We start from the raw sequence: 14,062 nt of genomic DNA, 5'->3' as shown, positions 1-14,062 counted from the left end.
AACATGGCTGAAAGCTTAATACTTGAAGGGCGAAGGGAAAGAACATTCCCTAGAACAGTTAAGCCTAGACCACAACGGTATGCTAAGAACAAAAATGCCGTTCACTCTTAAGTGAACGGCATTAGCTGTTGAGGCAACCTTTTTCGCACTATTTAGAGATACGATTTATTCATCGAAAGCATAACCATGCATGCCAAGTAATTGGCCATCTAAATAGGCTTTACCTTCACGCATTTCCAAGCGTCCTTCAACGAACCATTGTGCCACTAGTGGGTAAATTCGATACTCTTGAGCTTGGACACGTTGAGTCAAAATCTCAACGGTATCTTCATCAAAAATAGGCACTTTTGCTTGTAGAATGACTGGGCCACCATCAAGTTGTTCAGTCACAAAATGCACACTGGTGCCGTGCTCTTCATCACCCGCGTGAATCGCGCGTTGGTAGGTATTCAACCCAGGATATTTAGGAAGTAAAGAAGGATGAATATTGAGCATCCGTCCTAAATAGTGACGCACAAACTCACCACTCAGAATACGCATGTAGCCAGCAAGAATGATTAAGTCAGGCGCGTATTGGTCAATTTTCTCCATCAATACCGCATCAAACGCATCTCGCGTGTCAAAGGCATTTGGGTCAATATGCACCGCCGCCGCACCTGCTTTTTTAGCTCGTTCTAAGCCATAAGCAGTTGCTTTGTTTGAAAAAACAGCCGTTACTTTGCCATCTTTAATTTTCGTTTCACACGCATCAAGGATAGCCTGTAAGTTGGTGCCATTTCCTGAAACTAAAACAACAATACTTTTCATCAGTTATTTGATCTCTACTTGCTCTTCATCGAGTTGAGCTTCAGCAATATGACCGATAACCCACGCATTTTCGCCTTCCGCTTGCAGTAATTGAACCGCCGCTTGTGCTTGATCCATTGGAAGCGCAACAATCAGGCCGACACCACAGTTAAATGTGCGGTACATTTCATGAGTGGTTACATTCCCTTTTTCTTGCAGCCATTGGAAAATAATTGGCCATTCCCAGCTATTGCCGTCAATCACCGCTTTCGTCCCTTGCGGAAGAACGCGAGGAATGTTTTCCCAGAAACCACCGCCAGTAATGTGTGAAATGGCGTGAATATCATGCTCGGCGATCATTTTAAGCGCTGATTTGATGTAAATTTTGGTTGGTGTCAGTAAGTGCTCACCAATCGTTTTGCCAGCCAAGTCTTCATTTTTGTCGGCACCTGATACTTCGAGGATCTTGCGAACTAATGAATAGCCGTTTGAGTGGGGGCCGCTAGAGCCAACCGCAATCAGAGCATCACCTGCTGCTACTTTTGAGCCATCGATGATCTCTTCTTTTTCAACCACACCGACACAAAAGCCAGCGACATCGTAATCTTCACCTTCGTACATACCCGGCATTTCAGCGGTTTCACCACCGATCAAAGCGCAACCTGCTTGCACACAACCATCGGCAATACCCGACACCACATCAGCAGCAGTATCTACATCCAATTTGCCCGTGGCGTAGTAGTCCAAAAAGAAAAGCGGTTCAGCACCTTGAACAATCAAATCGTTAACACACATTGCAACCAAGTCAATGCCAATGGTGTCGTGCTTATTCATATCCAATGCGAGGCGAAGTTTTGTGCCAACTCCATCGGTGCCAGAGACTAAAACAGGATGTTTATATTTGGTTGGTAGCTCGCAAAGCGCGCCAAAACCACCAATGCCACCCATAACTTCAGGGCGACGAGTGCGTTTGACGGCGCCTTTAATTCGTTCAACAAGTGCATTGCCTGCATCAATATCTACGCCAGCATCTTTGTAACTAAGAGAAGTGTTATTACCGCTCACGGGGAAGTCCTCGGTCATAAGTTGGATATGAAAACGGCGCTATTCTAACAGGGCTTAAAACAAAAAGGAAAACGTTTGCGTCAGTTTTTTTGTTTATAATTGGCACTGAAATTAGCATAAAAAGTGTGTACAATTCGAAGGTTTGTTTAAATGTCGTCGGAGATGAAAATGAAAGTTGTTGAAGTTAAACACCCTCTAGTTAAGCATAAACTTGGGTTAATGAGGGAAGGGGATATCAGCACTAAGCGTTTTCGTGAGTTAGCTACAGAAGTGGGTAGCCTACTAACTTATGAAGCAACCTCAGACTTTGAAACAGAAAAAGTGACGATTGAAGGCTGGAATGGCCCAGTTGAAATTGATCAAGTCAAAGGTAAAAAAGTAACGGTAGTACCTATTTTGCGTGCTGGTCTTGGCATGATGGACGGCGTTTTGGAGCACATTCCAAGTGCGCGGATTAGTGTTGTTGGCATCTATCGTGATGAAGAAACGCTTGAGCCTGTCCCTTATTTCAACAAACTCGCTTCTAATATTGAGGAGCGAATTGCGCTTGTGGTTGACCCAATGCTGGCAACTGGCGGTTCCATGATTGCGACGATCGATTTGCTCAAGGAGCGCGGCTGTAACCAATTTAAAATTCTCGTTTTAGTTGCAGCGCCTGAAGGCATCGCGGCGTTAGAAAAAGCGCACCCTGATGTTGAGCTCTATACGGCGGCAATTGATGAGAAATTGAATGATAAAGGTTATATCGTTCCTGGTCTTGGCGATGCTGGTGATAAGATTTTTGGTACGAAATAAGCGTTAATTTTATACTGTCTTAAAGGAGAAACGAAAGTTTCTCCTTTTTTATAGTTGCTTCAGTGATGCGTCATTACGGTCATTTTATTGCTCAACAGAATTAACGCATTGTTCGATGATTATTTTTTAAGACTTAACGTACTGCTTTTTCTGTGGCTATTAGCTGGCGCACCTTGTGATGAATTTGTGGGTCGGCGCGGTGCTCTTTTGGTATTTGGAGCATGGCGAAACTCATCGGCATTGCGTCCTTGGAACGTTTTTGGCTTTTGATTTCTGCGTGCCGTCGAGGTTTGATTTTGCTCACGACTATCATACAGTTTTGCATCGGTAGCTTTGCGAATACGCTTACCCGTCACATCAAGCTTGGACGCGCCTTCCGTACCGCAAGAACTCTCACACATTGCTAATATTTCAGCGACTTCCTCGTCGCTTAAATAACGCCATTCACCATTCGGGATACCGTCTAGGCTGATGTTCATAATACGAACTCGGCGTAGTTTAAACACTTCGTAACCTAAGGCCTCACACATACGACGAATTTGACGGTTTAACCCTTGTGTTAACACAATTCTAAAGGAGAACTTCGTTTCTTGGGTTACTTTGCAAGGCAGTGTCACCGTATCAAGAATTTCCACGCCAGAGGCCATCTTATGTAAAAATTCGTCGGTGATGGGTCTATCTACTCGGACGACGTACTCTTTTTCATGGTTATTACCAGCACGTAATATCTTATTGACTATGTCACCATCGTTAGTCAGAAAGATCAGTCCATCAGATGGTTTGTCTAATCGACCTATCGGGAAAATACGTTTGTGGTGGCCAATAAAATCAACAATGTTACCTGGAATATCGCGCTCTGTTGTGCAGGTGATTCCAGTCGGTTTGTTAAGGGCAATGTATATCGGTTTTTCTTTTGATTTTAATGGATTACCATCAATACACACCTCATCGTTCGGCGTGACTTTAGTGCCCATTTCCGGCAATAGTCCATTGATGGTTACTCGGCCTTGTTCAATTAACTTATCGGCCTCTCGACGAGAACAGAAACCAGTTTCACTGATGTATTTGTTTAAACGGATGGTAGCTTGTTGTGACATAGGTTGCTCTTACGTTTCCCAACGGCGGTGAATAAAAATAAAGCAACACTCTGAGTGTTGCCTAGTAACGTTGCAATATTTTAGCAGTTAATATTAATTAACCAAGGCGTTTTTAATGACACTCATGGTTTCCAGCCTTTCCCCATCACTTTTCCTCAACAAGATATAGACGGCATTGACGCCTTTATTTATGCGAAGAGGGAATGCTTTTATTTGTATGAGAAAATGGAAACTATTTTGAGACAGGTGTTCTTATCGAACCGATCTTGAGTAGCCGAATGATGCCATTCATCAAGAAGATAGAGTTATTAACGCGATAAAAAACCGGAGCAGACAGATAATCGACCCCGGTGCATAGCGTCACACTATTTTTCAATAGGTGCTAAGCGATCTAGTGAGGAGATTTGTCATTCATCACTTTATAAATGAAGAAACCGCCATAAAACAGCATAAGACCAAAAGCACCAAAGATTACTATCATTGAAGATAGTCCCACAGCATTACCAAATAGGAGATCAAGCCAAAAGTCCATGTTTCCTCCAAAGTTTCGAAGACACAGCCAAGTTAAAGTTTGCTCTGTTTGCTGACACTGATCTGGATCAATTATGTTGCATAGGTTAACTTGATGTTTCTATTGGTGTGTAATTAGTCACGTTTTTATGTGTATTTGATGGTGATTTAGCCAATGAGTTTGTTATTTGATGGAAATAAGATTAAAGGCTTGCGTCTTAGTTTTAGATGAGTAATATACGCATCCGTTCTAGGCAAAAAGCTCGGAACTGCTCGCTAAGTGCAGAGCAAAAATTTCGGTGAATAGCGCAGCTTGGTAGCGCATCTGGTTTGGGACCAGAGGGTCGGGGGTTCGAATCCCTCTTCACCGACCATCTTTAAAAGCCTCGCAGTAATGCGGGGCTTTGTTACATTTGGAAACGGTAAGTTTTCGTTACCAAATAGAAAGGGGGTTCGCCTCTTTCACTATCTGGTTCTTCACCGACCACATTAAAGGCCTCGCAGTAATGCGGGGCTTTGTTGCATCTGGATGTGATCATTTTCATTACCAAAGAGAAAGGGTTTTCCTTTTCCTCTTTCTCTATCAGGCTCTTTCACTGTTCACCCTTCTCCGAGCAAATTCAACTATTGAAAATAGCAGTCAATATTCCACTATAATAAATAGCATTAGGATGTGTAAAAAACGTCACTTTAGCGCATTTTGACGTTTGATGAGTCATTACAATTTATGACCTATATCACGATTTAACCTGTCAAATCCCTTTAATGAACTTCTCGCCTTGTAGTGAGTAGTGATCTCTATTCATAAATTCATTTTTGTTATGCATTTTTATGTGATCTTTCTCAAGTTAAACTCGTCAAATAATAAATTACGGTTTTGACGTCAAGTTTAATCTATTGATTTTAAATGGTTTTGTTTTGATTGTATTTTAGAGGATTTGAACTGGATCACTTCGTGTAGCTAATTATTTTACGCTTAGAAATAACTCCTTGTATGGTGAATGCCTTAGGTCACAAGCCTTTATGCTTGTTGCTGTTTTGAGTCCTTTTAACAGGATATTGGGTTTTTATTTTAAAGGTAGGGTGAGTCAAATGTTGAAACCTAGTTTGATTGCTGTTTCGGTTATCGCCACATTATCAGGTTGCTCTTTGTTGCAATCACCAGAGCAGAAAGTAGTCGATGCGCTGGCGGAAAATTTGGATATTCATTACACCGTATTAACGAATCACGGGGCAGATGAAGGATTGGCATGTCAGGCTCTCGAAGCAGAATGGGCATCGTGTAATAAAGTGAACATGACCTTGGTTAACCAAGGTGAAGCCGTGAATTCAAAGCAGTGGGCTATCTATTTCCACAGTATTCGACTGATTCTGGATGTTGAAAATGATCAATTCAAAATTACCCGTTTAACGGGTGATTTACATAAGCTTGAACCTACTGATAAATTTGATGGTTTTGCTGCGGGCGAAGAGGTTGTTTTGCCTCTGGTCGCTGAATATTGGCAGTTGTTTGAAACGGACTTTATGCCGCGTGCATTCGTTGCGGCACCTAATACAGAGCCTAAACTTATTGTATCTCTCAACACAGAGGACACGTCGTCATTTGTGCGTGGGCTTGAGGGCGACAATATCAAACGCACCACCAGCGATAATAATGTGTTTGCCACGGCCATCAGCCGATTTGAGAGAAATAGCGATGTATCACTGCAAGATGTATCAACGGCTCTGTTACCAACGCCTCTAAAAACAACGCTTGGTCAAGGTGTTGTTGATATTACTCGCGGCCTTAAGCTTGATGTGAAGGACTTTGCGACGGATCAGTTTTCAGCATTGCAGGCGCGTGCTAAAACGATTGAGCTGAAGCTTGATGGAGAGTTGGCGGTTGGTGTTGCGATTACACCGAGCGAATTTTCTGACCAGATGGCGACATCGGGTGCTTATGAGTTGGAGATTGCACCGAGTGCTATCTCTATTCATGCATTTGATGAGGCGGGAGCTTTCTACGCCGTTCAATCTATTTTGGGTTTAGTGGATAGCCAGAATGTCACAGCGCTGCCAGTGATCCACATCGAAGATGCTCCACGTTTTGATTACCGTGGTGTGATGGTGGATGTCGCACGTAACTTCCATTCTAAGCAAGCGATTTTGGCCACGTTAGATCAAATGGCGGCTTATAAGATGAATAAATTACATCTTCATTTGACCGATGATGAAGGTTGGCGTTTAGAAATTCCGGGCTTACCTGAATTGACCGACATTGGTGGGCAGCGCTGCTTTGATTTAGATGAGAAAAACTGCTTGCTGCCACAGCTTGGCTCCGGTCCAAATTCTGATAACTTTGGCTCGGGTTATTTTAGTCGAGCCGATTACATTGAAATCCTCAAGCACGCTAAAGCGCGCAATATTGAAGTGATCCCTGAAATTGATATGCCAGCCCATGCTCGCTCTGCGGTTGTTTCAATGGAGGCTCGTTTTGATCGTTTGAGCCAAGAGGGGAAAACCGAACAGGCTAGCCAGTATCGCTTGATGGATCCTCAAGACAGCTCCAATGTTACGACGGTTCAGTTTTATGATAAGCAGAGTTTTATTAACCCTTGTTTAGACTCGTCTAAACGTTTTGTGGATAAGGTGATCACTGAAGTGGCCTTGATGCACAGTGAGGCGGGCATGCCTTTATCGACTTGGCATTTTGGTGGCGATGAGGCGAAAAACATCAAATTGGGCGCGGGTTTCCAAGATATTAATGCGACGGAAAAAGTCAGTTGGAAAGGTAACTTAGATCTTTCACAACAAGATAAACCATTTGCGAAATCGCCACAGTGCCAAGCATTAGTCAGCCAAGGAGTAGTAAGTGACTTTGCTCATTTACCGAGTTATTTTGCTGAGCAAGTGTCGGAAATTGTCGCCGATAAAGGGATTGAGAATTTCCAAGCATGGCAAGATGGCTTGAAATACAGCGAGGGAGAATCCTCTTTTGCCACGCGCAATACACGTGTGAACTTTTGGGATGTCCTCTATTGGGGCGGTACAAGCTCTGTTTATGAATGGGCAAAACAAGGTTACGACGTAATTGTTTCTAACCCTGATTATGTCTACATGGATATGCCTTATGAGGCGGATCCTAAAGAGCGCGGTTATTACTGGGCCACCCGTGCGACCGATACGCGCAAAATGTTTGGTTTTGCACCGGAAAATATGCCGCAAAACGCTGAAACTTCATTAGATCGTGATGGTAATGGTTTTGTCGGTAAAGGAGAGGTGACGTCGAAACCATTCTATGGCTTGTCAGCTCAATTGTGGTCAGAAACGGTTCGTAATGATGAGCAGTATGAGTATATGGTTTTCCCCCGAGTGTTGGCGGCTGCCGAGCGTTCTTGGCATAAAGCGGAGTGGGAAAACGACTACAAAGTAGGGGTTGAATACTCTCAGCAAACGAACCTAGTTAATAAGTCTGCACTGAATCGAGATTGGACTCGTTTTGCTAATATTGTTGGGCAACGTGAGCTGGCGAAACTGGAAAAAGCTGGCATTGATTATCGCCTACCAATTCCCGGAGCTAAGATTGAAGCGGGTAAATTGTCGATGAATTCGTCATTCCCAGGCGTTGAGCTGCAATACTCATTAGATGGTCAACAATGGCTTACTTACTCGAGCATCGAACAACCAAAGGTGTCCGGTGAGGTCTGGATCCGTTCTATCTCTGCTTCAGGCGAGCGAGTCAGCCGAGTTACTAGCGTTAAATAACTGTAGCCATATCAAGGCACCCCAATGAAAGCCTCCGCATCTGTCGGAGGCTTTATTACATAAAATCAATTACCTTCGTGGTGAGCAAACTCAAACACCTGACCTTGCTCGTTAAAAGCAAAAACCGAATAGGCTTCTTTCTTATCACCAGATTCCATACCTGGAGAACCGATTGGCATGCCGGGCACGGCTAACCCTTTGGCATTTTTCGGTGGATTAGCGAGAAAGGCTTGAATGTCTGTGGCTGGAATGTGACCTTCGAAAACATAGCCGTCGATAACGGCTGTATGGCAAGAGGCGAGCTTGGGTGTAATGCCCAATTGTTGTTTTATCGCCGTCATATCTTCTTGCAATTGCTCGTTAACCTTAAATCCTGCTTGTTGCATGTGAGTGGACCACTCAGTACAGCAGCCACAATAAGGGGATTTGTAATTGGTCATCTCGGTCACCGTGGCGAATGCGGAGTAGCTCATAAGAGACAAGGTGCTAAGCATAGCGGCTGTGATCATTTTCATTTTTATCTAACCTCTAAGAGTGAAAAGGGGATTTAAATAGACGCAAGCGGTTAGCGTTGCTCACGACTGTGATTGAGGACAAAGCCATTGCCGCTCCTGCAACTACAGGGCTAAGTAAAAAGCCAAAAGCGGGATAAAGCACACCAGCGGCAATGGGAATGCCGAAGGTGTTATAAATAAACGCGCCCAATAGGTTCTGCTTCATGTTTTTTACTGTCGCTTTAGAAAGAGCGATAGCATTGACTACGGCAAGCGGTGAGGAGTTGAGCAATGTCATTTGCGCACTCTCTATTGCGACATCACTGCCACTGCCCATTGCGATACCAATATCGGCTTGCGCAAGGGCTGGTGCATCATTAATACCATCACCGACCATGGCGACGATTTGGCCTTTCTCTTGTAACTGCACGATTTTTTGTGCTTTTTGATCCGGAAGTACTTGAGCGATCACTTGCTGTATACCTAGTTGTTTGGCGATTGCAGTGGCCACGCTTTGGTTATCTCCGGTTAGCATCACGGTACGAATGTTCATTTTGTTCAGTGTGCTGATAGCTTGTGCAGCGTTAGGTTTGATTGGATCAGCAATTGCGATGAGACCTTTGAGTTCACCGTTAATGGCAACCGCGACTGGCGTCCAAGCTTGTTCTGCGTAGTGTTCAATGGTTGTTTGTGCTTGAGTAAGAGGAACGCCCAGCGATTCAAGGTGCGATAAAGAGGCAACGACGACGGAATCGCCTCCAATGTTTGCCATTAGCCCTTTGCCTCTTAGGTTGGTAAATTGCTCGACTTCGGCGCTGGTTGATACCAGCGGTTGCGCATAGTGGCAGATAGCCTTGCCAAGAGGATGTTCAGAGCGCAGTTCCAAAGCGTAAACAAGGGTTAACAATTTGCTATCTTCAATTCCCCACGTGACTAAGTTCTGAACGGTTGGCTTGCCTTGAGTGAGCGTACCTGTCTTATCAAATACTACAGTGGTGATTTTGCTTGCCGATTGCAATACATTGGCATCTCTGATCAAAATACCCATTTCAGCGGCTTTGCCAACTCCTACTGTAACCGAGAGTGGAGTAGCTAGACCCAAGGCACAAGGGCAGGCAATGATCAATACTGTTGTCGCAACCACTAGCATATAACTGGCCTTAGGTTCAGGGCCTACAAAGTACCAAATCAGAGCGGAAAACAGGGCAATCATAACCACTGTCGGTACAAAAATAGCAGATATCTGGTCTGCCAGTTTGGCGATGGCTGGTTTACTGCTTTGCGCCTGACGCACCATTTGGATGATGCGCGAGAGCATGGTTTGCGCCCCTACGCCGGTGGCTTCGATGACTAAGCTGCCATCATGATTGATGGTACCTGCCGCAATGGCATCGCCTGCCACTTTTAGGACGGGGATCGGCTCGCCAGTGAGCATGGATTCATCAACATAAGATTCACCGCTGAGGACTTTGCCGTCTATCGGCACTTTTTCTCCCGGTTTTATGCGCAGTTGCATACCAAGTTGTACTAATTCAACTGCAATCTGTTGATCGCCTTGCGCCGTGATGCGTGTTGCTTGTTGTGGCTGCAAGTTAATTAAGGCTTGCAAGGATTGAGTTGTCTTCGCTTTTGCTTTCGCCTCAATGTAGTGGCCCAGTGAAATCAAACCGATAATCATCGCGCTGGCTTCAAAGTAAACATGACGCGAGGCTATGGGAAACCAAGTTGGGTAAATCACTACCAACATTGAATAGGCCCAAGCCGCTCCGGTTCCTAGGGCGACTAAGCTATCCATGGTGGCGCGCTTATGGGTTAACGCAAGCCAAGCATGGCTAAAAAAGTGGCGGCCAGCGGTGGCTAATAGAGCCAAACACACAATGCCGATAACGCCCCAGTATATTTGCTGTTGAGTGCTCACAATCATCATGCTGCCACCAAGAAGGCCCCAAAGCATTAACGGAATACCCATCATTAAACCTAGTAATGCATTGGTTTTATGCTGCTTTTGTAAATCACGTGATTGCTGTTTTTGTTTTTGTTGTTGTTGGGCAGGGTCATCGACTCGCTCTGCACGGTAGCCTGCATGAGTAATGGCATTGAGCAATTGCAGTTCAAGGTCAGCGATATCCGCTTGCGAGAGCACTAAGGCGCTTTGTTCAGCTAAATTGATTTGCGCTTTTTGTACGCCGTTAACGCTTAGAAGTGCTTTTTCCACCGAAGAGACACAGCTTGCGCAAGTCATTCCTTGGATCAGTAAGTGGGTACTAACCAAACCCGTTGTTGAGACTTCTGTCTCTTGTGCTAGTGGCTGTATATCGCTAACCAAGGTTGTGGGTTGCGACGAGGGCAGAGGATCGCTGTTTGTGCTGAGCAAGGCTTGATAGCCTAAGGATTCGATAGCGGCGATGAGTTCATTTAAAGAGGCCGAAGTGCTCAGTTCGATGAATGTGGGTGACAGCTGGTGGATTTGTACCTCAAATTCTTGCTTGAGATGCTGCTCAAGTTTCTTCGCGCAACCCATGCATTTCAGCCCTGATAAAGGCAATTGAAAGCGTTTCATTGATAAATTCCCCGTAAACCAACTCAATAGCTAGAAGCATAAACCTTACCTTTAGGGCAAGGTCAAGTTCCACTAAAGGAAAGTTAAGCGAATTTTAAGCGTTATTCTTGAGCGCAGAAAAACGAAAGGCAATCGAGGATTGTAGATTTAGCCGTCAGTGGTAAAATGTCGCCACTTTTTATCCTGGTACTTGCAGTGGACATGTTCTCCGCTGTCTTTTTATCCCTAAGGAAATCAAATGACGGTTAAAACTCGTTTTGCTCCTAGCCCGACAGGCTATCTTCACGTTGGTGGTGCGCGTACTGCACTTTACTCTTGGCTTTATGCAAAAAGCCAAGGTGGTGAGTTTGTTTTGCGTATTGAAGACACCGACCTAGAGCGCTCGACGCAAGAAGCCGTAGACGCGATTCTTGAAGGTATGACTTGGCTAGGTTTGAATTGGGATGAAGGCCCATATTTCCAAACTAAACATTTTGATCGTTATAACGAAGTTGTCGATAAGCTGCTTGCTGAAGATAAAGCCTACAAATGTTACGCCTCTAAAGAGCTGTTAGATGAAGTTCGTGCCGAGCAAGAAGCGAACAAAGAGATGCCGCGCTACGATGCTGATCACCCAAAAATCAAAGCGGTTAACGACGCAGCAAAAGAAGGGGATCCGTGTGTTATCCGTTTCCGTAATCCTAAAGAAGGCAGCGTAATTTTTGACGACCAGATCCGCGGTCGTATCGAAATCTCCAACAGCCAGATGGATGATCTGATCATTCGCCGTACTGATGGCTCACCCACCTATAACTTCTGTGTGGTGGTGGATGACTGGGATATGGGGATTACTCATGTCGTTCGTGGCGAAGATCACATCAACAACACACCTCGTCAAATCAACATTTACGAAGCGTTAGGTGCTCCTGTACCTGTGTTTGCGCACTGCGCAATGATCTTAGGTGACGACGGCGCGAAGCTATCTAAACGTCATGGCGCTGTTTCTGTGATGCAGTATCGCGATGAAGGTTATCTGCCTGAAGCATTGAATAACTATTTAGTTCGTCTAGGTTGGTCTCATGGCGACCAAGAAATTTTCTCGCGTGAAGAGATGATTCAGTTCTTCAGTTTAAATGCTATTAGCAAATCGGCATCTGCATTTAATACTGATAAGTTGTTGTGGCTGAACAATCACTACATCAAAACATCAGAGCCTGAATATGTTGCAAAACACCTTGAATGGCACTTTGAGCAACAAGGCATCAATAAAGACAACGGCCCAGCATTAGCTGAGATCGTTAAACTGGTTGGTGAACGCTGTAATACCTTGGTTGAACTTGCTGCTCAATCTCGTTACTTCTTTGAAAATTTTGCTGAGTTTGATGCTGATGCGGCGAAAAAACACTTGCGCGGTGTGGCGAAAGAGCCGCTAGCACTTGCTTTAAGCAAATTAGAAGCATTGAGTGACTGGACAACGGAAAACCTGCACGCTGTCATCGCTCAAGTGTGTGAAGAGCTTGAAATCGGTATGGGTAAAATAGGCATGCCGCTGCGCGTTGCTGTCACTGGCGGTGGTCAATCGCCATCGGTTGATGCTGTCATGCAACTGATCGGCAAAGAGCGTGTCATTGCTCGTATCAATATGGCATTGGCCTTTATTGCTGAGCGTGAAGCGAACGCTCAATAAGTCAATCATACGAACAACGCTTTGAACCGCAGCTTATGCTGCGGTTTTTCTTTATATCGGCTTTGTTAAATCCTTTGGTGTAGAGCACTGACAATATTTCACAAAACGATGACAGAGAATAAACTAATGCGCTATTTAAGCTTTCTTTACATACAGTATAGTGGTTCCGAGTTATGTAGGTATGTGTGTAGGCGAAAAGTAAACCGTTTTTTGGGTACCGCAACCGCATTATGATAACGATAAATAGGAAAGGAAAAAGTATGAAAAAGTTAGCAGCAGCAGTTTCAATGGCGCTTGTTTTTGCATCTTCTGCCGCAATGGCTGAAGTATACGTAGGTGCTAAAGTTGGTAAATCTTGGCTTGATGACGCTTGTCGTGCTGGAGATGTGTGTGAAGATGAATCTTCTACCGTCGGTGCTTACCTTGGTTACCAAGCGTTTAATTGGCTTTCATTAGAGGCCGGTTACGATTACTTGGGCAAATTTAGTGGTGCGGGGCTGAATGATGAAAAAGTAACGGCCATTACACTCGCACCGAAAGTCAGCCTTCCTTTGACTGATGCCATTGCCTTATATGCTAAAGTCGGCGGTGCTTATGTTGACTATGGCAATAAAGATGATTACTCATATTTAGGTGCCGCTGGTATTGAGTTCAACACCGATAATAACGTCACTTTACGTTTGGAATATCAAAGCCTCACCGATATTAATAACGATCTTGTCCGAGCGGCAGGTAACTCGGCTACCTTAGGTGTTTCGTATAAATTTGGTGGAAGTAAAGCAGAACCTGCGTCAGTCATCGTGCAAGAGGTGTTTGTTGAAGAAGTTGCACAGCCAGTGGTTGAGCCTGTCGTTATTCCCCAAGAACCTGAAACGGTTGTTAAGCATGTGCCATTTCAACGTTTGGACAGCAGTAGCTTTGCCCATAACAGTACTAAGCTAACAGCAGAGAGTACTAACCAGCTTGATAAACTAGTGAAATATTTGCAAGCTTACCCACAAGCCGATGCTGAAATTATTGGTCATACTGACTCAACTGGCGCTGCGGCTTACAACCAGAAACTATCAGAAAAACGCGCACAAGTTGTTGCTGATGTTGTGATTGCTAAAGGTGTGGATGCGAACCGTCTTACCGTAAAAGGTGAAGGGGAAAATAGCCCAATCGCATCTAACGATACAGTCGAAGGTCGAAAGCAAAATCGTCGTGTTGATATCGTTATTCCAAGCTTTGATTATGAAGTGAAATAATAACGCTTAAGTATTAGAAAATAAAGAAAGCCCGTGAAAAACGCGGGCTTTCTTCTTGTAAAACAATGTATTTGAGCCTCTAACCGCTCCGGTATCAC

The 14,062-nt window shown here is 44.5% G+C and carries 10 protein-coding genes and 1 tRNA gene; 5 read left to right on the top strand and 6 right to left on the bottom strand.

Annotated features, from left to right (window positions below):
- Positions 1-165 precede the first annotated feature (165 nt).
- Entirely contained in the window at positions 166-807 is a 642-nt protein-coding gene (gene purN / locus AACQ75_RS03465) for a phosphoribosylglycinamide formyltransferase (protein WP_017047307.1), read from the bottom strand.
- A gap of 3 nt (positions 808-810) precedes the next feature.
- Entirely contained in the window at positions 811-1,851 is a 1,041-nt protein-coding gene (purM, locus tag AACQ75_RS03460; RefSeq protein WP_010320092.1) for a phosphoribosylformylglycinamidine cyclo-ligase, read from the bottom strand.
- A 168-nt stretch (positions 1,852-2,019) separates the two neighbouring features.
- On the opposite strand from purM, the gene upp reads away from it, so the two are divergent.
- On the top strand, positions 2,020-2,646 hold the full coding sequence (gene upp, locus AACQ75_RS03455) for a uracil phosphoribosyltransferase (protein WP_026027908.1): 627 nt from the start codon (positions 2,020-2,022) through the stop codon (positions 2,644-2,646).
- A 119-nt stretch (positions 2,647-2,765) separates the two neighbouring features.
- Here upp and rluF read toward each other — a convergent pair whose 3' ends face one another.
- Positions 2,766-3,743, bottom strand: coding sequence for a 23S rRNA pseudouridine(2604) synthase RluF (rluF, locus tag AACQ75_RS03450; RefSeq protein ID WP_019281095.1), 978 nt, complete (start codon positions 3,741-3,743; stop codon positions 2,766-2,768).
- A 391-nt stretch (positions 3,744-4,134) separates the two neighbouring features.
- Complete coding sequence (locus tag AACQ75_RS03445) at positions 4,135-4,275, bottom strand: DUF3149 domain-containing protein (RefSeq protein WP_010319399.1); 141 nt, start codon at positions 4,273-4,275, stop codon at positions 4,135-4,137.
- Between the two features lie 275 nt (positions 4,276-4,550).
- Between AACQ75_RS03445 and AACQ75_RS03440 the strand changes: the two genes are divergently transcribed.
- Both AACQ75_RS03440 and AACQ75_RS03435 read left to right on the top strand, forming a co-directional pair.
- Positions 4,551-4,627, top strand: a tRNA-Pro gene (locus tag AACQ75_RS03440).
- 718 nt (positions 4,628-5,345) lie between these two features.
- A complete protein-coding gene (locus tag AACQ75_RS03435; RefSeq protein WP_170889499.1) occupies positions 5,346-7,997 on the top strand; it encodes a beta-N-acetylhexosaminidase in 2,652 nt (883 codons plus the stop codon).
- Positions 7,998-8,062: 65 nt separating this feature from the next.
- Here the strand turns inward: AACQ75_RS03435 and AACQ75_RS03430 are convergent, their stop codons facing one another.
- Both AACQ75_RS03430 and AACQ75_RS03425 read right to left on the bottom strand, forming a co-directional pair.
- Entirely contained in the window at positions 8,063-8,512 is a 450-nt protein-coding gene (locus AACQ75_RS03430; RefSeq protein WP_081245276.1) for a DUF411 domain-containing protein, read from the bottom strand.
- 13 nt (positions 8,513-8,525) lie between these two features.
- Positions 8,526-11,051, bottom strand: coding sequence for a heavy metal translocating P-type ATPase (locus AACQ75_RS03425; RefSeq protein WP_170889497.1), 2,526 nt, complete (start codon positions 11,049-11,051; stop codon positions 8,526-8,528).
- A 238-nt stretch (positions 11,052-11,289) separates the two neighbouring features.
- On the opposite strand from AACQ75_RS03425, the gene gltX reads away from it, so the two are divergent.
- Entirely contained in the window at positions 11,290-12,717 is a 1,428-nt protein-coding gene (gene gltX / locus AACQ75_RS03420; RefSeq protein WP_170889496.1) for a glutamate--tRNA ligase, read from the top strand.
- A 260-nt stretch (positions 12,718-12,977) separates the two neighbouring features.
- Entirely contained in the window at positions 12,978-13,964 is a 987-nt protein-coding gene (locus AACQ75_RS03415; RefSeq protein WP_170889494.1) for an OmpA family protein, read from the top strand.
- Positions 13,965-14,062: the final 98 nt, after the last annotated feature.

The organism is Vibrio sp. B1-2 (assembly GCF_963888445.1).
Classification (GTDB): Bacteria; Pseudomonadota; Gammaproteobacteria; order Enterobacterales; family Vibrionaceae; genus Vibrio; species Vibrio anguillarum.
The sequence above is the reverse complement of the archived record's forward strand: the minus strand, read 5'-3'. Positions and strand labels throughout refer to the sequence as shown.